This window comes from Sphingobium sp. MP9-4 (assembly GCF_005281675.1).
Classification (GTDB): Bacteria; Pseudomonadota; Alphaproteobacteria; order Sphingomonadales; family Sphingomonadaceae; genus Sphingobium; species Sphingobium yanoikuyae.
In genome coordinates this window covers 15,056-34,326 of record NZ_LUFI01000038.1, presented here as the reverse complement: position 1 = coordinate 34,326, position 19,271 = coordinate 15,056, and the positions used below count along the sequence as shown (strand labels likewise).

Here is a 19,271-nt window from a genome sequence, read left to right as displayed (position 1 = left end):
CAATGCTGCCGGGCGCCGGCGAGCGGGGGCGCTACAATCCCTCGATCCTGACGCGGATCGTCTTTCTGGTCGCCGCCACCCTGTTGCTGGCGCTGGGCGCGATGATGCTGGTCGCCTTTCGCGGCCCCCCGCCCCATGCCCGGCCGATGATGCTGGTGGAGGCGACCGGGCTGCTGCGCGGCGGCACCCAGCCGCCCGGAAGCTGGCAGATCAGCCGCTATCAATCGGATCGCGCCCCCGCGCCCGACGCGGGGCAGGAAAGCAACCGTGCGGGGGCCGAGCGCATTGCCGGCCTGCTGGGCGTGCCGGCCAATGCGGTGGCGCTGATCCAGGAACGGCCGCCGATCGGCATGCCGCGCCCCGGACCGGAGATCGGGCCCCGACCCGACATGGGGATGGAGTTCGACCCCGGCCGGATGATGCTGCGCGGCAGCTTTGCCCTGGCCGTGCGCGAGGATGGCAGGAACTGGTCGGTGCTGCTGGGTCGGCAGGGGCCGAACTGGCGCTGGTATGCGATCACCCTGTCGCTGATGGCGGGCATCTTCATCCTGCTGCTGCTGCCGGCCTATTGGGTGGCGCGGCGCATTACCCAGCCGATCCGCCTGCTGGCCGAAGGGGCCGCGCGCGAGCGGCCGGAACGGGCCGAGCCGCTGCCGATCGGCGGCCCGCCCGAAGTGCGCGCCATGGGCATCGCCTATAATCACATGCGCGCGCGGATCGCCGATTATGTGTCGGAACGCACCGCCATGCTGGTGGCGATCGCCCATGACCTGCGCACGCCGATGACGCGCCTGTCCTTCCGCCTGGAACAATTGCCCGACGGCCCGCGCGCCAAGGCGCAGGCGGATGTGCAGGAAATGCGGGCGATGGTCACCGACCTGCTCGATTTCATGCGCGAAGGGACCGAAGGGCGCCAGCGCGCGCGCATCGACCTGTCGGCCATTGTCGAGACGCTGGCCGACGATCTGGCCGACATGGGCCATGATGTCGTCGTCACCGCCAGCCAGCGCGCGGTGATAGAGGGCGACGCGCTCGCGCTGCGCCGCTGCATCGGCAACATGGTCGAGAATGCGGTGCGCTATGGCGGATCGGCGCGGGTCAGCCTGCGCATCCAGGGCGCACGGGCGATCGTCGATGTCGAGGATTCCGGCCCCGGCGTTCCGCCCGAGATTCTCGACCGGCTGTGCGAGCCCTTCTATCGCGGCGAAGCGTCGCGCAATCGCGAGACCGGCGGCGTGGGCCTGGGCCTGTCGATCGCCCGCACCATTGCCGAGGGACATGAGGGCAGCATCGGCTTTGCCAACCGGGCCGAGGGCGGATTGCGCGCCACGGTGATCCTGCCGCTCGACCGCTAAAGCATCATCCCCTTCAGTTCCTGCAGCACCATCGCAGTCGGCATCGACAGGAACATCGCCACCAGAAAAGGTGCCAGCGTCGCCGCGACCAGGATCAGCAGGCTGCGCAGGTCGACCGGCAGGAAGCGCATGGCATAGACGTTGGAGACCACGCCATAGAGGTCAGCCGCCGCCGAAAAATCCGGCGCGGAGAGAAGATCGGGCTGTTCCTTCGCGCTGCCATCGAACCAGCGACCCTCGAACGACCGGCCCAGCGCCACCGCCAGCGCGCCATAATGCATCGCGTTGCGCCGCCAGGCCCGCGCCATGACCGGGCGGAACACGCCGAGCGGCGCAACGCACAGCAGCAGCACCAGCGCCACCGTGCCACCGATCAGGAAGCCGCCGGTCATCGGCGTCGCAGCGCCCTGGAGATGGACGTTGGCGAAACGGCCCGCGGTGATGCAGCCGATCCCCAGCGCAAAGGTGCCGAAGGCCCGGACCGACTGGGCCAGAAAGCCCAGGCCGCCGGCATTGTCGGGATGGGCGACGACCAGCCGCAGGTCCATGGCCGCGACCTTGTGCAGCAGCCGCGTCCACACGAGGATGCGCCAGAGCCAGCCCATGAGCAACGTCAGCAACAGCGGCAGGCTGACCAGCATATGCCACCAGCCGGCCGCCGATAGCCGCCCCGGCCCGGCGATGGTCCAGGCCGGCAGGCCATGGTTCGAAATGCCGGTCGCGAACAACCACAGGATGATCGCATAGGCGGCGAGCAGCACCAGCAGTTCGGCGACCGGCGCACGCACCGCCGCGCGCGCCCTGGCCAGTTCAGCCTTCAATCCGTCCCCGGCATCAGGCGGGATCAGCCCGGAAATGGCGAAATGGCGCACCACCGCGCCCAGCCGCCGCGCGGTTTCGACATGGGCGACCAGCAGGAGCGGCACGGCAAAGGCGAAGCGGGCATGTGCCCCGATGTCGCGCAGGAAATGGCGCAGGTCGCCGGCCCGGTCATGGCCCGGCAGGAAGAGGATCAGCAGCAGGAGCGGCAACCAGCCGACCGCCAGCGCAAGCAGGGCGCGGGCGCGGACCGTGGGCAGGGCCGGCACCGACAGGCGGACAAGGCCGGGCAGCCCGCGTGGCGGCCCCCATTCGAACAGGTCGTGCCCCTCCGCGTCCGCTTCGTTGGTCACTCGCACGCCCTTCCGCTTCGCCTCGGCTCATGAGAACCGCGACGATAGGAAGCATGCCCTTCCCGCCTATCGGGATTTATGCTGAGCCGACCGGAAAATAGCGGCCGTCACGGGTTGGCGGACTTGCCGTCCTTCTTGGCCTTGTGCGCCTTGAGCAGCGCGTCGATCTCGACGATCCGCTCGCGTTCCGGCGTGCCCTTGGGCAGGCCCTTGAGGCGGCATTCGGCCCATAATTTGCGCCGCTCGGATTCCAGCGCCTTGAGATAGAGATCGGCCATTGCAGCCTCCTGGATAAAGGAAAAGGGCCGGCGCCTCGCGACACCGGCCCTTTTCGAAACCTACTTACCTGAAAATCAGGCGGCCTGCATATGAGCCGCCCTGATAAATCAAGCGGCCTTCGAGCGGCTCATGCGCTTGCGCTCGTTCGGATCGAGGTAGCGCTTGCGCAGACGGATGGTCTTGGGCGTGACTTCGACCATTTCATCGTCGTCGATGTAAGCGATCGCCTGTTCCAGCGTCATCTTCTTCGGCGGGGTCAGGCGGACGGCGTCGTCCTTGCCGCTGGCGCGGAAGTTGGTCAGCGCCTTCGACTTCATCGGGTTGACTTCGAGGTCTTCCGGCTTGGCATTCTCGCCGATGATCATGCCCTCATAGAGGGCTTCGCCCACGCCGACGAACAGGATGCCACGATCTTCCAGCGGACCCAGCGCATAGGCATTGGCTTCGCCGGCACCGTTCGAGATCAGGACGCCGTTCTTGCGGCCTTCGATCTTGCCCTTGTGGGGGCCGTACTTCTCGAACAGGCGGTTCATGATGCCGGTGCCGCGCGTGTCGGACAGGAATTCGCCATGATAGCCGATCAGGCCGCGCGAGGGCGCGGAGAAGGTGATGCGGGTCTTGCCGCCGCCCGAGGGACGCATGTCGGTCATCTCGGCCTTGCGGATGTTCATCTTGTCGACGACCGTGCCCGAGAACTCATCGTCCACGTCGATGACGACGGTTTCGTAAGGCTCGGTCTTGCCGCCATTTTCGTCTTCGCCGAACAGCACGCGCGGACGCGAGATGCCCAGTTCAAAGCCTTCGCGGCGCATGGTTTCGATGAGCACGCCCAGCTGAAGCTCGCCACGGCCGGCGACTTCGAAGCTGTCCTTGTCGTCCGATTCCGTCACCTTGATGGCGACGTTGGATTCGGCTTCGCGGGCCAGACGATCGCGGATCATGCGGCTCGTCACCTTGCTGCCTTCGCGGCCGGCCATCGGCGAGTCGTTCACGGCAAAGCGCATCGACAGGGTCGGCGGATCGATCGGCTGCGCCTTGATCGGGGTGCTGACCTGCGGATCGGAAATGGTGTTGGCCACAGTCGCGACGGTGAGGCCGGCGAGCGAGATGATGTCGCCTGCCTTGGCTTCCTCGACCGGCACGCGGTCCAGGCCCTGGAACGACATGATCTTCGACGCGCGGCCGGTTTCGATCACATTGCCTTCAGCGTCGAGCGCGTGGATCGGCTGGTTGACCTTGACCGTGCCCGACTGGACGCGGCCGGTCAGGATACGACCCAGGAAGTTGTCGCGGTCGAGCAGCGTCACGAGGAAGCTGAACGGCGCGTCCTGGTCCAGCGACGGCGGCGGGACATGGTCGACGATCTTCTGGAACAGCGGCTCCAGCGTGCCTTCACGGCGCTGCGAATCCTCGCTGGCGTAACCGTTGCGGCCCGATGCGTAGAGGACGGGGAAGTCGAGCTGTTCGTCGGTGGCGTCGAGCGTCACGAACAGGTCGAACACTTCGTCCAGCACTTCCTGGATGCGCTCGTCGGGACGGTCGACCTTGTTGACGACGACGATGGGCTTGAGGCCGAGCGCCAGCGCCTTGCCGGTCACGAACTTGGTCTGCGGCATCGCGCCTTCCGACGAGTCGACCAGCAGGATCACGCCGTCGACCATCGAGAGGATGCGCTCCACTTCGCCGCCGAAGTCGGCGTGGCCGGGCGTATCGACGATGTTGATGCGGGTGCCGTTCCATTCGACCGAGGTGGGCTTCGCCAGAATGGTGATGCCGCGTTCCTTTTCCAGGTCGTTCGAGTCCATGGCGCGCTCTTCGACGCGCTGGTTGTCGCGGAAGGTGCCGGACTGGCGGAAAAGCTGGTCGACGAGCGTGGTCTTGCCATGGTCGACGTGCGCGATGATCGCGATATTACGCAGGGACATGTCTTGCCTTTGGGATATGGGGCTCCCCTGGCCGACACAAGGCCGCGCAGAGGCTTCGGGCGCGCCCCTACAGGAAATGACGCGATGCGGCAAGGGCAGCGGAAGGATCGGCCGAAGCGCAGATGAATATCCTGTCATGTTATGATGTTTCCCTTGCCCCGCTGTGGCAGCCGCCTATGACACCGCGTCAGGTTCGCACCCTGAAAAGAAAAGGACACCCCATGCGGCTGACCGCCACCCTTGGCTTTGCTTCCCTCCTCGCCCTTTCCCTGTCCCACCCTGCCCTCGCCCAGAAGGATGGCGCGCCCGACGCCGCCAAGCAGCATGCCGAGCAGACGGCGGACGAGATCGCCAAGAACTGGGCCAGCGCCCCGGTCGAGGAAGTGACCAAGACCAGCAAGGGCACGGCGAGCGTCGACGGCAAGTCGATCGCCTACAGCGCGACCGCCGGCACGCTGACCATCCGCGACGCCCAGGGCAAGCCGACCGCCAGCGTCTTCTACACCGCCTATACCGCGCCCGGTAAGCATCGCCCGCTGACCTTTTTCTACAATGGCGGTCCCGGATCGGCCTCGCTGTGGCTGCGCATGGGCAGCTTTGCGCCCGACCATGTGCGCACCGGCAATCCTGAAGCGGTCGCGCCCGCGCCCTTCGATGTCGGCCCCAATCCCGACAGCCTGATCGGCAGCACCGACATGGTGTTCCTGGATGCGGTGGGATCGGGCTATTCGCGGCCGCTGGGCGATGCCAAGGGCGCCGACTTCTATGGCGTCGACCAGGATGTCGATGCCTTTGCCAAGGCGATCCTGCGCTACACCACCAAGAATGGCCGCTGGGGCGACCCCAAATATATTTTCGGCGAAAGCTATGGCACCACCCGATCGGGCGCGCTCGCCTATCAGCTGGAAGACCGCGGCATGGCGCTGAACGGCGTGATCCTGCTGTCCTCGATCATGAATTACGGCATCCGCCAGTCGGGCTTCGACACCATCCATATCGGCTATCTGCCCAGCTATGCGGCGACCGCCTGGTATCATAATCGCGTCCCCGGCGGCCGCCCGGCCAGCCTGGAAGCCTTTGTCGAGGAAGCGCGCCAGTTCGCCAACGGCCCCTATGCCGCCGCGCTGCTGAAGGGCCAGGACATCAGCGCCCAGGAAGAGGACGCCGTCGCCCAGCAGATGAGCCGCTTCACCGGCCTGTCAGTCGATTATTTGAAGCGCGCCAATCTGCGCGTCAGCCTCAGCCGCTTCCGCAAGGAATTGCTGCGCGACGGGCGCGAAACGCTGGGTCGGTTCGACAGCCGCTACAAGGGGATCGACGAGGATGCGGCGGGCGAGGATCCCGAATATGATCCGTCGGATACCGCGATCAGCGGCCTCTATGTCGGCAGCTTCCTGGATCAGCTGACCAACAAGCTCGGCTATCAGACCGACCTCAGCTATCGGCTGAGCGCGCGGGAAGGCGGCGCCTTCAACTGGGACTGGAGCCATGAGCCTCCGTCGGGCCGCAAGCAGAATGTCGCGGACGTCACCGCCGACCTCAGCACCGCGATGCGCATCAACCCGCATCTGCGCGTGCTGTCCTTGAACGGCTATTATGACATGGCGACGCCCTTCTTCTCGACCGAGCGCGACCTGAAGCACATGATGCTGGAGCCGGCGCTGCGGCCGAACCTGCAGTTCAAATATTATCCGGCAGGCCACATGGTTTATCTGAACCCGGAAGCGCTGCACCAGATGCGCCTCGACATGGAGCGCTACTACGCCGAGGGCGCGCGCTGACGCATGAGGGGGGGGCGGTGGCGACACCGCCCCTTTTCAGTAGCGCAATTTGGGATACCAGTCGGCCGGCCGGCCCTGCGGCGTCAGGTCGAGGATCGACCAGAGCGCGGCGATGTCGGGCGCGTCGCGGGGATCCTGGCCCGGATCGGCCATTTCGCGTCCCATCTCGCTCATCCAGAAGAGCCGCACCTGATCGCCGTCGCGGCGATAGACGACCAGCGCAGGATATTCGCCGTCCGGCTGGAGCAGGTCGAGATCACGGGCATAATCGTCGCCGATCGTCTGGATGAAGTCGGTGTTGCGCCAGCCCCGCTCCTGCGCGAAGGCGAATTGCCGTTCGACCGGGCTGCGGCTCAGTATCTTGTAGGCGACGCGCTGCTTGATATCGCTGGCATTGCCGTCGACCGCCCCGATCCAGTTGGTACACATCGGGCAGGGCCGTTCACGTTCCGGCCCATACATCCAATAGTAACTGACCAGCACATCCTTGTCGCCGAACAGGTCGATCAGGCCGATCTCGAAGCCCTGCTCGTCCTTGAAGCGATAATCCTTCGTGATCAGCGGGCCGGGCGGCAGCGCCTGGCGCTGGGCGGTCAGGCGCGTCATGTGGCGTCGAAATTCGATCTCCGCCGCCAGCAGGTCCTGCCGCGCCTTGGCATAGTCCGCGCTTTCGCCGGGAAATGCCGGCCGGCGATGCGCCGCCATGTCGGCGGCCGCTGTCAATTGTTCGTCCATGGCTTCTCTCCTCCCGCGCCGAACGCGGCGCGGGAGGAGAAGGTTCAATGGTCGCTGGCGGCGAAGGCGCCGATGCCGGTTTCCGCCCGCACCCGCTGCGCCGGATAGCCGGCCTTGTCGACGGCCGCGCGGGGCGAGCGGTCGAGCCGGGAGATCAGCCAGATGGCGATGAAGCCGGCCGGGACCGAGAAGATCGCCGCCGAGCTATAGGGGAAAGGTGCCGGGCCGAGGCCGAAGGTGGTGGTCCACACAGCCGGCGACAGGAGCGTCAGGACGAAGGCCGTCAGCAGTCCGATCGTGCCGCCCCAGGCCGCGCCACGGGTGGTGCAGCCACTCCACAGCAGCGACAGGATCAGCACCGGGAAATTGCCCGATGCCGCCAGCGCGAAGGCGAGGCTGACCATGAAGGCGACATTCTGCTTCTCGAAAACCAGCCCCAGCAGCACCGCCAGCGCGCCCAGCGCCAGGGTGGTGATCCGCGAGACGCGCAGTTCGTCGGCGGAGTTGGCCCGTCCCTGTTTCAGCACCGTGGCATAAAGGTCATGGCTGACCGCCGAGGCGGCCGACAAAGTGAGCCCCGCCACCACCGCCAGGATCGTCGCGAAGGCAACCGCCGAGATGAAGCCGAGGAACGCGTTGCCGCCGACCGCATGGGCGAGATGGATCGCCGCCATATTGCCGCCGCCGCGCAGCGTGCCGTCGGCCATCTTGTAGCCGGCATCGGTGCCGACCAGGATGATCGCGCCGAAGCCGATGATGAAGGTGAGGATATAGAAATAGCCGATCCAGCCGGTGGCCCACAGCACCGACTTGCGCGCTTCCTTGGCATCGGGGACGGTGAAGAAGCGCATCAATATGTGCGGCAGGCCGGCCGTGCCCAGCATCAGTGCAAGGCCGAAGGAGATGGCCGAGACCGGATCCTTGATGAAGCCGCCCGGCGCCATGATCGCGCGGCCCTTCGCCGCGGCTTCAGCGGGAGTGGCACCGGCGGCCTGTGCCGCCGCGCTCTTCACCGCGACCGCGCGGGCGAACAGGGCTTCGAGCGAGAAGCCGAACTGGGCCAGCACCATCAGCGCCATGAAGCTCGCGCCGCCCAGCAGCAGCACCGCCTTGATGATCTGCACCCAGGTGGTCGCGCGCATGCCGCCGAACAGCACACAGAGCATCATCAGCGCGCCCACGATCACCACGGCCACCGCATAGGGCAGGCCGAACAGCAATTTGATGAGCTGCCCCGCGCCCACCATCTGGGCGATCAGGTAGAAGCTGACGACCAGCAGGGTGGAGACCGCCGCGAAGCTGCGCACCGGCGGCTGGGCGAAACGGTAGGAAGCGACATCGGCAAAGGTGAAGCGACCAAGGTTGCGCAGCCGCTCCGCCATCAGGAACAGCAGGATCGGCCAGCCGACGAGGAAGCCGGTGGAATAGATGAGGCCATCATAGCCGTCGGTGAATATCTGCGCCGATATGCCGAGGAAGGAGGCGGCGGACATATAGTCGCCCGCCATGGCGAGCCCGTTCTGGAAGCCGCTGATGCCGCCGCCGGCGGTGTAGAAGTCCGACGCGGTGCGGGTGCGCGCGGCCGCCGCCTTGGTTATCCACAGGGTCAGGCCGACAAAGGCGACGAACATCGCGATCGCCACCCAGTTGATCGGCTGACGCTGCGCCTCCCCCTCCAGCGCGGCGGCGAAGGCGGGAGCAGGAAGCAGAGCAAGGGCGAGCGCGCCGGCAAGCCGCGCCCTCATGCGCCATGATCCTTGAGGATGGCGGCCATCTGTGCGTCATGATGGCGATTGGCATAAGCGACATAGAGGCCGGTCAGCGCGATCGCGAGCAGGATGAGGCCAAGGCCGATCGGGATGCCGATCGAGGTGACGCCATCGCCGATCGGCATGCCGAGCAGCGCCTTGTCGAAGGCGATCAGCGCGAGATAGCCGACAAAGGCGGTGAAGATGATCGCCGACAGCCACCAGCCCAGCCGCGCCCGCCGTGCCACCAGCTCGCCATAACGGGGATCGGCCGCCACCGCCGCGATCATCGCGGCCTGTGGATCGGCCGGGGCATGCCCTTCCTGCTGCGTCATTCACTCTCCTCTGGTCTTTGCGCCATGCTAACCAGACGTCCCCCGATTGCAATGGCATGGCCCGAGCGCCTATATCTGCACGCAGAGAGACTTGCGGCCTTACTGTTTTATGCACATATGACAGTCAGGCCGATCTGGCCCCTGGGAGATGACATGGCTTCGACCGCGCCGACCGCGACCGCTGATACGCTGAACCTCACGCCGCCCGATCCGGTGCCGGTGGTCGCGCCCGAAAAGGCGGCGGGGCTGGTGCCGATCGACGAGGAAAAGCGATCCAAGCTGGACGAGAAGGTCGATGCCTTCATCGACGATCTGGTGGCGCAGGATGCCAATTCGCCCGCCTTCGGCCAGCGCGTCGACCAGTTGACCAATATGGGCCGCAAGGAAATCGCCGAGGCCGCCGGGCACAGCAACCGCTTCCTCGATCGGCCGGTGCGCGCGATGGACAGCGACAACAAGGTCGGGGCCGATCTGGCCGAACTGCGCCGTACGGTCGAGGATCTGGACCCCGGCAAGCGCGGCAGCCTGACCGCGCCCAAGAAGCTGTTCGGCATCATCCCGTTCGGCAACAAGATGCGCGACTATTTCGACAGCTACAAGTCGAGCCAGACGCATATCAACTCGATCCTGGGCAGCCTTGCCAGCGGCAAGGACGTGCTGATCAAGGACAATGCCGCGATCGACGTGGAACGCCAGAATATGTGGCAGACCATGGGCAAGCTGGAACAGATGATCCACATCAGCAAGACCATGGACGCGCGCCTCGAGTCCAAGGCGCTGGAGCTGGATTCGACCGATCCGACCAAGGCGAAGGCGATCCGCGAGAGCGCGCTCTTCTACATCCGCCAGCGCACCCAGGATCTGCTGACCCAGATGGCGGTCACGGTGCAGGGCTATCTGGCGCTGGACCTGGTGAAGAAGAATAATGTCGAGCTGGTGAAGGGCGTGGACCGCGCCAGCACCACCACCGTCGCCGCGCTGCGCACCGCCGTGACTGTGGCACAGGCGCTGGTCGGCCAGCGGCTGGTGCTGGAACAGATCACCGCGCTCAACACCACGACCGCCAATATCATCGATTCGACCGGCGAACTGCTCAAGAGCCAGACCGCGCAGATTCACGAGCAGGCCGCCAGCAGCACGATCCCGATCGAGACGCTGCAGCGCGCCTTCCAGAATATCTACGACACGATGGACAATATCGACACGTTCAAGCTCAAGGCGCTCGAAAACATGAAGACGACGGTCACCGTGCTGTCGAGCGAGGTGGAAAAGTCTAAGGGCTATATCGCCCGGTCCGAAGGCCAGGCCCAGGCCGCCAAGGAAGCGCGGGCGGAAAACCCGCTGCTGAGCGCGATCGAGGGATAAGGATGCGCCCCACCCTGCCCCTTTTCCCGGAGTTGATGGCATGAGCCGGTCCGACCGCGTGCTGGCCGATGCCGAGGCGGTGCTGCGCCGCCATAGCGAGCGCGGCAAGAGCCTGACCAGCCGCGCGCGCGAACGGCGCAACGCATCGATCATGCGGCGGCTGGGCCGGATCGCCGGCACCGCCTTCGCGATCATCATCGCGGCCATGGTCGCGGGCTGGTTCATGCCGCTGGGCACCAGTGGCGTGATGATCGTGCTGGGCCTGCTGCTGGTTACCACGCTGTTCTTCGCGCTGCTGCCGGGCGAGCGCGCGGTCAGTCCTGACAAGCTGGCGGACACGGCGCTGACCGCCCTGCCGCTCAAGACCGAAATCTGGCTGGAAAATCAGCGCAAGGCCTTGCCCGCGCCCGCGGTCAGCCTGGTCGACAGCATCGGCGTCAAGCTGGAGACGCTGGCGCCGCAGCTCGAACGACTGGGCGAGCAGGATCCCGCCGCGCACGAGATTCGCAAGCTGCTGGCCGATCATCTGCCCGAACTGGTCACCGGCTATCAGTCGATCCCCGCGCCACTGCGCCGCGAGGAACGTAATGGCCGCGTGCCCGAAAAGCAGCTGATCGAGGGCCTGTCGGTGATCGACGCCGAGATCGGCCGGATGAGCGAGCAACTGGCGAGCGGCGATCTCGACAAGCTGGCGACGCAGAATCGTTTTCTGGAGCTGAAATATCAGGAGGCGAAGGAACTTGGCGCCTAGCGCCGTCTTCCTTCCTGCATGATCCACCTCACCCTCATCATCGTCGATTTCCTGACGGGCCTGCTGGCCGCCGGGGCCTGGGCGCTGGCCTCGGCTGGCGGCGCGATCGCGGCCGTGGTGGGCGGCGGGGTGCTGGGGCTATCGCTGTTCCGGCGCTGGCGACGGCGGGGCTGACAGCCGCTGCCTGTGCCGGAGGAGACCGGCGATCCCGCCTGCCTCCGGCACATCCACACTGCCTGATCTAGAAGCGGAAGGTCAGGTAGGTGGCGGCATAATAGAGGTCGCGGCCGGGTTTGAACTTTTCCGAGACGTCGCCATAGATGGTGTAGAAGCCCAGCGTCATGAACGGGTTGAGCGCATATTGGCCGGCCGCTGTCGCGCGCTTGCCGAAGAAGCGGCTGTCGCTTTCGTCGCCGCGCCGAAGCACCTGGCCACCGAGCGAATAGACGCCATCTTTGGTGGAGGTGCGCCACAGGCCCGCCGCCGAAAAATCGAGCTTCAGCTTCGCCGTCGGCTGGATCGACAGCTGCGGCTGGATGATCGTCAGATTATGCGGGCCAAGGTCGCCATTATAGGTGAGCGGCTTGGGGAAGAGCGGCGCATAGGTGCCGATCTTGCCGTCATTGGGGTTCTTGTCGCCCGAGCCGACATCGACGCGCAGGGCCAGCTTGGGCTTCCATCCGCCCTGCCAGCCATAGGCGGCGGTGCCGGTGACATAATAGGCGTCGATGTCGAGATCGCCGAACGAGCCCCATTGGCGGATGCCCTCGACATCGATGCTCCAGGCGTCGCGCTTGCCGGCATAGCGCAGCGACAGGGTGCGGCGCTGGTCGCGGGCGGCGGCTTCGCTGTCGAAGGCGAGGCTGGCGCGGTCGGAAGAGACGAACAGCGCCTCGGCGCGACCGGTGCGGGCGCCGGCGCCGAAGCTGCGGCCGGCATGAAAGCCGGTCAGGTCGTAATCATGATTGGTTTCGTCATCGAATGTGCCGAGCTTCTCCAGCACGGCATGACCGGTGAGGAAGCCGCCATCCCATGGTCCCTGGGTCGCCATGACGCGCAGCAGGTCGAGCGAGCGGCGGGTATTGGCGCCTTCGCGCATGTCGAACACGGTCTGGTTGCCGATACCGATTTCCTGTCGGCCGAGGCGCGCGGTGATTTTCGCTTTGCCGATCGGTACATGCGCTTCGATGAAGGCCTGGTTGAAGTCGAGCCGGCCTTCCTCGATCGGCGCAACGACGGAATCGAGGCCGGTGCTGGTCGCATGTTCGAGATCGACGAAGGCGCGGAAAAGCCCTTCGACCTGGAGGTCACCCCAGATACGGCTGCGCTGCTGGAAATTGCCGTCATCATCCTGGGGGCCGCGGCCCCAGCGTTCGCCCAACCGCAGTTCGGGGCGCAGCCGCAGTTCACCGCCGAGCGTGGCATAGGTGTTGCCGACGATCGGCAGATATTTGAGGCGGGTCCACAGATTGGCGTCGCGCACATCGCGGAAGCCGGAATAATCCTCGTCATGGTTGATCGGGCGGAAGGCGGGCTTGGGTGCCTTGGGCCGCTCGCTGGTCTGTGATGGCGGCAGTTGGGCTTCGGCCGGCGCCGCCTCCTTCTGCGCGACGTCGACAGGAGCGGGCGGCGGGGCGGGGGCGGCTTGTGCTGCGGAGGCGGCCAGGACGGGCGCCAGAAGATCGAACATGCATACTCTCCGGTATATGGGTTTTTCTGGTTATGCGGTGGCCTGGTCGGGCCGTTTTGCGACGAGGCTCTGGAGCAGGTGGACGGCGAGGCCGAAGATCAGGCCCCAGAAGGCGGAGCCGAGTCCGGCCAGCGTCATGCCCGATGCGCTGACGGCGAAAGTGACAAGGGCGGCGTCGCGTCCCTGCTCGGCGCGCAGTGCGGTGCTGAGCGAATTGGCGACGACCGGAAACAAGGCGAGGCCCGCCAGCGCGGCGATCAGCGTCTTGGGCAGGGTGGCGAACAGCGCGAGCACGGTGGCGGCAAAGGCGCCGAAGACGAGATAGGTGACGCCGCCCGCGATGCCGGCCATGTAGCGGCGGGCGGGATCGGGATGGGCGTCTGGGCCAAGGCAGATGGCGGCGGTGAAGGCGGCGAGATTGAGGCCGTGGCAGCCGAACGGCGCGAGCGCGATCGAGGCGATGGCGCTGGTCGAGACGATCGGCCGGGCGGCGGGCTGGTCGTAACCGGCGGCGCGCAGCACGGCGATGCCGGGCAGGAACTGGCCGGTCAGCGCGACCACGGCCAGCGGCACCGCGATGCTGGCGGTCGCGGCCCAGTCGAAGCGCGGCGTCGTCCAGACCGGCATGGTGAGGTGCGGCGTGCCGATCGATCCGGACAGGCCGCCGCTGAGCGCGGTGATGGCGACGCCGGTTATCAGCACCGCGACCACGGCATAGCGCGGCGCCAGCACGCGACCGGCGAAGAAGGCGGCGATCATCGCGATCAGCATCAGCGGCGCGGACGGCACGGCGCCAATCATATCGATAACGAAACGAAAAAGGATGCCGGCTAGCATCGCGGCGGTGATCGCGGCGGGCAGCCGCTGCATCAGCCGGTCGAAGGCGCCCGACAGGCCGACCAGCAGGACCGCGAGATTGGCGACGATATAGGCGCCGATCGCGGTCGCGAAATCAGTCTGCGGCAGCATCGTCACCAGCAGCGCCGATCCCGGCGCTGACCAGGCGATGACGATCGGCACGCGCCAGCGCCAGCTTAGCAATATGCCCAACAGGCCGCTGCCGATCGAGATCGCCCAGATCCAGGAGGCAACGAGGGCGGGTTCAAGGCCCTGTGCCGCCTGGAAGATGATCACCAGCGGGCCGGCATAGGATATGGTGGTGGCGATGATCCCGGCGATGATCGCCGGGATCCAGCCCGTCTGGCTTGCAGTCATGATGGTCCGATCACACCGCCAGGGCGTAGTTTTCTCGGGCAACCTGCTGGCGACGGCTCAGCATGAAGACCAGGGTGGCCAGCACCGAGACGAGGCCCGGAATGGCGAAGGCGACGAAATTGAGCGTCATCGGCAGTTGCGCCGCAAGCAGCACGCCGCCCAGCATCGGCCCGACGATCGCGCCGACCCGGCCCATGCCCGATGCCCAACCAAGTCCAGTCGAGCGGACCGAGAGGTCATAGAAGTCGGCGACGCTGGCATAGAGCAATATCTGCGTGCCGGTGGTGCCGGCGCCGGCAACGAAGATCAGCAGATAGAGGATCGGCATCGGCCCGTTGAGGCCGAGCAGGCTGATGCAGATCGCGCCGAGCAAGAAATAGGCGATGACCACCTGGGGCAGGCCGAACCGGTCGGCGAGGCGTCCGCCCGCGATCGCGCCGAACATGCCGCCGAAATTGAGCGCCAGCAGGAAGGACAGGCTGGAACCCAGACTGTATCCGGCACTGCGCATCAGCTGCGGCAGCCAGGAGCCGAGCGCATAGACCATGAGCAGGCAGCAGAAGAAGCAGAGCCACATCGACAGCGTGCCGAGCGTGCGATTGTGCTGGAAAAGGGCGGCGATGCTGGTCTTGGCGGCAGCGCCCTGCGGCTGGATCAGCGGGCCGTCGAGGCGCTGGCCAGGCGACAGCCGCTGAAGGATGGCGCGGGCCTGTTCCTGGCGCCCCTGACGGACCAGGAAGCCGGCCGATTCCGGCAGGCCGCGCAGGACGAGCGGCAGGAAGACGAGCGGCACGGCGGCGGCGAAGAACATCGCCTGCCAGCCGAATAGCGGCAGCAGCCAGATGCCGAGGCCCGCAGCCGCCATGCCGCCCACGGCATAGCCGCTGAACATCAGCGCGACGAGCGTGCTGCGCATCCGCTTGGGCGCATATTCATTGGTCAGCGCCACCGCATTGGGCATCAGCCCGCCACAGCCGAGGCCGGCGAGAAAGCGCAGCGCGCCGAACATGGTCGGCGTCGTGGCGAAGCCGTTGACGAAGGTGGCGGCGCTGAACAGTGCGAAGCAGATGGTGATGCAGGTCTTGCGGCCGATTCGGTCACCCAGAGGACCGAAGAAGAGGGCGCCGGACATCATGCCGAACAAGGCCCAGCTGGCGAGCGACCCGGCCTGTGGGGCGCTAAGTCCCCATTGATCCATCAACTGTGGAAGGACGACTCCGTAAATGAAGACGTCATAGCCATCGACTATAAGCAGGATGGCACAAGCAATGATGATCTTGAGATGTAGGTTTCCGAATCTGGCTTCGTCGATGTGACGATTTATATCGATACCCTGCATATCGATTCCTCTCCCTTATTGATGGGTATGATTTGCCGGGAAAGTGAAGGACATGCAGGGCAGCGCCAAATACCAATTAAGTCCCGTTGAAATAGGCTACGGGTATGGCGGGCGCTTCGGTGGCTTCAAAGCTCCTCGGTCAGGGCGGCTGGCACCTCATAGCCCCATTGCGCATATTGGCGCGCGATCACCGACGCCATCAGCGCCAGTTCGGGCGAACGGTCGCCGGGGCGGTGGCTCATGATGATGGGAGAGGTGGCCGGCTCGATCAGGTCGCGAAAGGCGACATCGTGGCTGCGGGCGCGATGGACCGATTCGGGGACGATCGCCATCCCCTCCTGCGCCGCGACCAGGCCGATGGCGATCTGCAGTTCGCGCGCCTCATGGACGATGCGCGGTTCGATCGCATGGTCGCGGAACAGTGATATGACCTGGTCGGCATAGCTGGGGCGTGGCGCGCGCGGATAGATGATCTGCGGTTCTTCGGCCAGGTCGCGGATCGAGATCGGTCCTTCGCCGCGGGCCAGCGGGTGGTCCATCGGGAAGGCGGCGACCATCTTCTCGTTGCGCAGGATGATACGACGGACGGCAGGATCCTCGAACCGGATGCGGCCGAAGCCGACATCGATGCGTCCGTCCTTCAATGCTGCAATCTGTTCCAGCGTGGTGCTTTCCACCATGACCAGCTCGACATTGTCGGCGACCTTGCGAAATTCGCGGATCAGTTCGGGCAGGCGGGCATAGATGGTCGAGGCGACGAAGCCGATCACCAGCCGGCGGCGCTGGCTGGCGGCGGCGGTCTTCACCATTGTCTCGACATCCTCCATCCGCGCCAGCAACTGCAGCGCCTGGGCATGGAGCAGGCGCCCGACATCGGTCAGCCGCAGCGGGCGGCTGGCGCGGTCGAGCAATGGCGCGCCGACATGCGCCTCCAACTGCTGGATCGCACGCGACAAAGGCGGCTGGGCAATATGCAGCCGGTCGGCGGCGCGGTTGAAATTGCCTTCGTCGGCCACCGCCACGAAATAGCGCAAGAGGCGCAGGTCCATCACTGACTTATACCTCCAGAGTATGGTCCCTTGACCGCATTGATCTTTGAAACCGGCGCGGACGAGGCATAGCTATCCCATGAAACGTAAGCATTTGGGAGAGTCGCCGCAATGGCTGGATTGAGCCACGCCGATACCTTCATCGTCGATGTGCCGACGATCCGCCCGCATGTTCTGGCGATGGCGACCATGCACGCCCAATCGATGGTGATCGTCCGCCTGACCGATGCCGACGGTATCGAGGGGGTTGGCGAAGGCACCACGATCGGCGGCCTCAGCTATGGCGAGGAAAGCCCCGAAAGCATCAAGTCGGCGATCGACACCTATATCGTCCCGGTTCTGGAAACCTGCGACCTGGCGCAGGTCGGCGCCACCATGGCCAAGGTCGCCCGCTGCGTGCGCGGCAATCATTTCGCCAAATGCGCGGTCGAAACCGCGCTGCTCGACATGGCCGGCAAGCGGCTGGGCATCGCCGTGTCCGAACTGATCGGCGGTGGCCGGGTGCGCGACAGCCTGCCCGTGGCCTGGACGCTGGCCAGCGGCGATACCGCGCGCGACATTGCCGAGGGCGAGGAGATGCTCGACCGCCGGCGCCATCGCATCTTCAAGCTGAAGATCGGCAAGCGCGAAGTGCGCGACGATGTCGCCCATGTCGGCGCCATCTGCAAGGCGCTGGGCGACCGCGCCAGCGTGCGCGTCGACGTCAACCAGAACTGGTCGGAGGCGCAGGCCAAGATCGGGATGGCCATGCTGCATGATGTCGGCTGCGACCTGGTCGAACAGCCGATCGCTGGCGACGCGATCGCCGCGATGGCGCGCCTGTCGAAGAACCAGCCAGTGCCGCTGATGGCGGACGAGGCATTGAATGGTCCGCGCAGCGCGATGCGGATCGCTTCGGCCCATGCCGCCAGCGTCTTCGCGCTCAAGATTGCCCAGTCGGGCGGCCTGTTCGCCGCGGCCGACGTCGCCGCGATCGGCGCGGCGGCCGGCATCGGCCTTTATGGCGGCACGATGCTGGAGGGCGGTGTCGGCACGGTCGCGTCGGCCCATGTCTTCGCCACCCTGCCGGACCTCGCCTGGGGCACCGAATTGTTCGGTCCGTTGCTCCAGACCGAGGATATTTTGCGCGATCCGCTCGGCTATGCCGACTTCTCGCTCGCCGTGCCGACCGGGCCGGGCCTGGGCATCGCCTTTGACGAAGACAAGCTCGCCTTCTTCCGGCGCGATCGCACGTCGCCGATCCTTCACGCTGTTACCGCAGGAGCCTGAAACCCATGCTGTTCATGGTCGAAATGGACGTCAACATCCCGCTGGATTTCGATGCGGCGGAAGCCGCCCGGATCAAGGCGGCGGAAAAGGCCTATTTCCAGACGCTGCAGGCGGCCGGCACCTGGCGCCATATCTGGCGCAAGGTCGGCCTCTATTCCAACGTCTCGATCTTCGATGTGGAGAGCAACGCAGCCTTGCACGACACGCTGATGGCGCTGCCGCTCTACCCCTTCATGACGATGAAGATCACGCCGCTCTGCCGCCATCCGTCCTCGATCCATGAGGATGATCGCTGATCGTCCGACACAGACCGCAAAGCTTAGGAGAGAAAAATATGGGTACCAGCTTCGTAGAAACACCGGAAATCCAGAACCTGCTCGACCGTGTCGCGGGTCTGGATTGCGACGGTGGCAACGCCCGCATGAAGGGCATCGTTCGCGACCTGATCCAATCCTGCATGATCGTCATCGCCCGCTATGATGTCAGCGAGGATGAGGTGTGGAATGCCGTCAACTTCATGCAGGGCGCGGCGGGCGCGGGCGAACTGGGCCTGCTGATGCCGGGCGTCGGCCTGGAGCATTTCATCGATCTCTACATGGATGCCAAGGATGCCGAGGCCGGCAAGTCGGGCGGCACCCCGCGCACGATCGAAGGGCCGCTCTATGTCGAGGGCGCGCCGATCGTCGAGAGCGGCGCCTATCTGACCGACGATGCCGACGATACCGACACGCTCTACATGACCGGCCGCATCATCGGCCCCGATGGCGAGGCGGTGACGGACGGGTTGGTCCATGTCTGGCATGCGGACTCGCACGGCTTCTATTCGCATTTCGACCCGACCCATGAACAGACGCCGTTCAACAATCGCCGTCGCCTCAAGATCGCGGCCGATGGCACCTATGCCTTCTCGTCGAAGATGCCGAACGGCTATTCGGTGCCGCCGGGCGGCGCGTCCGACACGCTGATGAAAGCGCTCGGCCGGCACGGCAATCGCCCCGCCCATGTGCATTTCTTCATCGAGGCGCCGGGCTATCGCCGCCTGACCACGCAGATCAATTTTGGCGATGATCCGTTCGCTGCCGACGATTTCGCCTTCGGCACCCGTGAAGGGCTGCTGCCGGTGCCCAACCGGCAGGGCGACAGCGCGCATATCGCCTTCGATTTCCATCTGCAGCGCGCGGACGATGAGGGCGACGAGGCCTTCTCGACCCGCAAGCGCCTGGTGGTGGATGCCGACGAACCGGTCACAGAGCCGGCCTGAGA

18 protein-coding genes are annotated in these 19,271 nt (G+C 65.8%); 8 read left to right on the top strand and 10 right to left on the bottom strand.

What is annotated here, in order from left to right; all coding sequences use genetic code 11:
- The first annotated feature begins 2 nt into the window (after positions 1 to 2).
- A complete protein-coding gene (locus A0U87_RS12755; protein WP_048936351.1) occupies positions 3 to 1,355 on the top strand; it encodes an ATP-binding protein in 1,353 nt (450 codons plus the stop codon).
- Here A0U87_RS12755 and A0U87_RS12750 read toward each other — a convergent pair.
- The 3 genes from A0U87_RS12750 to typA all read right to left on the bottom strand — a co-directional run bounded on the left by A0U87_RS12750 (position 1,352) and on the right by typA (position 4,731).
- Positions 1,352 to 2,527, bottom strand: a complete 1,176-nt coding sequence (locus tag A0U87_RS12750; RefSeq protein WP_234415653.1) for a hypothetical protein — start codon at positions 2,525 to 2,527, stop codon at positions 1,352 to 1,354. The two genes, A0U87_RS12755 and A0U87_RS12750, sit on opposite strands and share 4 nt — an antisense overlap.
- Before the next feature lie 107 nt (positions 2,528 to 2,634).
- Entirely contained in the window at positions 2,635 to 2,805 is a 171-nt protein-coding gene (locus A0U87_RS26210; protein ID WP_004210141.1) for a hypothetical protein, read from the bottom strand.
- Between the two features lie 108 nt (positions 2,806 to 2,913).
- Positions 2,914 to 4,731 (bottom strand): translational GTPase TypA, encoded by a 1,818-nt coding sequence (gene typA, locus A0U87_RS12745; protein ID WP_004210140.1) that lies wholly within the window; start codon positions 4,729 to 4,731, stop codon positions 2,914 to 2,916.
- Between the two features lie 221 nt (positions 4,732 to 4,952).
- Here typA and A0U87_RS12740 point away from each other — a divergent pair, with 221 nt between their 5' ends.
- A complete protein-coding gene (locus tag A0U87_RS12740) occupies positions 4,953 to 6,512 on the top strand; it encodes a peptidase S10 (protein WP_048936349.1) in 1,560 nt (519 codons plus the stop codon).
- Between the two features lie 36 nt (positions 6,513 to 6,548).
- Here the strand turns inward: A0U87_RS12740 and A0U87_RS12735 are convergent, their stop codons facing one another.
- From A0U87_RS12735 to A0U87_RS12725, 3 genes are read right to left on the bottom strand one after another with little or no spacing between them, the layout of a single operon-like run.
- On the bottom strand, positions 6,549 to 7,247 hold the full coding sequence (locus tag A0U87_RS12735; RefSeq protein ID WP_048936348.1) for a DUF899 family protein: 699 nt from the start codon (positions 7,245 to 7,247) through the stop codon (positions 6,549 to 6,551).
- A 44-nt stretch (positions 7,248 to 7,291) separates the two neighbouring features.
- A complete protein-coding gene (locus A0U87_RS12730; RefSeq protein WP_137405607.1) occupies positions 7,292 to 8,992 on the bottom strand; it encodes a cation acetate symporter in 1,701 nt (566 codons plus the stop codon).
- Complete coding sequence (locus tag A0U87_RS12725; protein WP_037506302.1) at positions 8,989 to 9,330, bottom strand: DUF485 domain-containing protein; 342 nt, start codon at positions 9,328 to 9,330, stop codon at positions 8,989 to 8,991. The genes A0U87_RS12730 and A0U87_RS12725 overlap by 4 nt, the downstream gene beginning before the upstream one ends.
- Before the next feature lie 153 nt (positions 9,331 to 9,483).
- On the opposite strand from A0U87_RS12725, the gene A0U87_RS12720 reads away from it, so the two are divergent.
- From A0U87_RS12720 to A0U87_RS26205, 3 genes are read left to right on the top strand one after another with little or no spacing between them, the layout of a single operon-like run.
- Entirely contained in the window at positions 9,484 to 10,695 is a 1,212-nt protein-coding gene (locus A0U87_RS12720; RefSeq protein ID WP_048936345.1) for a toxic anion resistance protein, read from the top strand.
- 40 nt (positions 10,696 to 10,735) lie between these two features.
- The gene (locus A0U87_RS12715; RefSeq protein ID WP_048936344.1) at positions 10,736 to 11,446 is read left to right on the top strand and encodes a hypothetical protein; all 711 of its coding nucleotides are present in this window, start codon (positions 10,736 to 10,738) and stop codon (positions 11,444 to 11,446) included.
- Positions 11,447 to 11,464: 18 nt separating this feature from the next.
- On the top strand, positions 11,465 to 11,620 hold the full coding sequence (locus A0U87_RS26205; protein WP_004210133.1) for a hypothetical protein: 156 nt from the start codon (positions 11,465 to 11,467) through the stop codon (positions 11,618 to 11,620).
- Between the two features lie 67 nt (positions 11,621 to 11,687).
- On the opposite strand, the gene A0U87_RS12710 is transcribed toward A0U87_RS26205, so the two are convergent.
- From A0U87_RS12710 to A0U87_RS12695, 4 genes are all read right to left on the bottom strand, one after another.
- Complete coding sequence (locus tag A0U87_RS12710; RefSeq protein ID WP_048936343.1) at positions 11,688 to 13,136, bottom strand: alginate export family protein; 1,449 nt, start codon at positions 13,134 to 13,136, stop codon at positions 11,688 to 11,690.
- A gap of 30 nt (positions 13,137 to 13,166) precedes the next feature.
- Entirely contained in the window at positions 13,167 to 14,351 is a 1,185-nt protein-coding gene (locus tag A0U87_RS12705) for a benzoate/H(+) symporter BenE family transporter (protein ID WP_048936342.1), read from the bottom strand.
- A 10-nt stretch (positions 14,352 to 14,361) separates the two neighbouring features.
- Positions 14,362 to 15,690, bottom strand: a complete 1,329-nt coding sequence (locus A0U87_RS12700) for an aromatic acid/H+ symport family MFS transporter (protein ID WP_048936341.1) — start codon at positions 15,688 to 15,690, stop codon at positions 14,362 to 14,364.
- Positions 15,691 to 15,815: 125 nt separating this feature from the next.
- Entirely contained in the window at positions 15,816 to 16,739 is a 924-nt protein-coding gene (locus A0U87_RS12695) for a LysR family transcriptional regulator (RefSeq protein WP_048936340.1), read from the bottom strand.
- Positions 16,740 to 16,850: 111 nt separating this feature from the next.
- Between A0U87_RS12695 and A0U87_RS12690 the strand changes: the two genes are divergently transcribed.
- The 3 genes from A0U87_RS12690 to A0U87_RS12680 are packed head-to-tail and all read left to right on the top strand — an operon-like array spanning position 16,851 to position 19,269.
- Positions 16,851 to 18,008 carry a muconate/chloromuconate family cycloisomerase gene (locus A0U87_RS12690; RefSeq protein WP_048936339.1) on the top strand — a complete coding sequence of 386 codons (1,158 nt, stop codon included), beginning with the start codon at positions 16,851 to 16,853 and terminating at the stop codon, positions 18,006 to 18,008.
- Positions 18,009 to 18,013: 5 nt separating this feature from the next.
- Positions 18,014 to 18,304, top strand: coding sequence for a muconolactone Delta-isomerase (catC, locus tag A0U87_RS12685; protein ID WP_037511893.1), 291 nt, complete (start codon positions 18,014 to 18,016; stop codon positions 18,302 to 18,304).
- 38 nt (positions 18,305 to 18,342) lie between these two features.
- Positions 18,343 to 19,269 carry a dioxygenase gene (locus A0U87_RS12680; RefSeq protein ID WP_048936338.1) on the top strand — a complete coding sequence of 309 codons (927 nt, stop codon included), beginning with the start codon at positions 18,343 to 18,345 and terminating at the stop codon, positions 19,267 to 19,269.
- Positions 19,270 to 19,271: the final 2 nt, after the last annotated feature.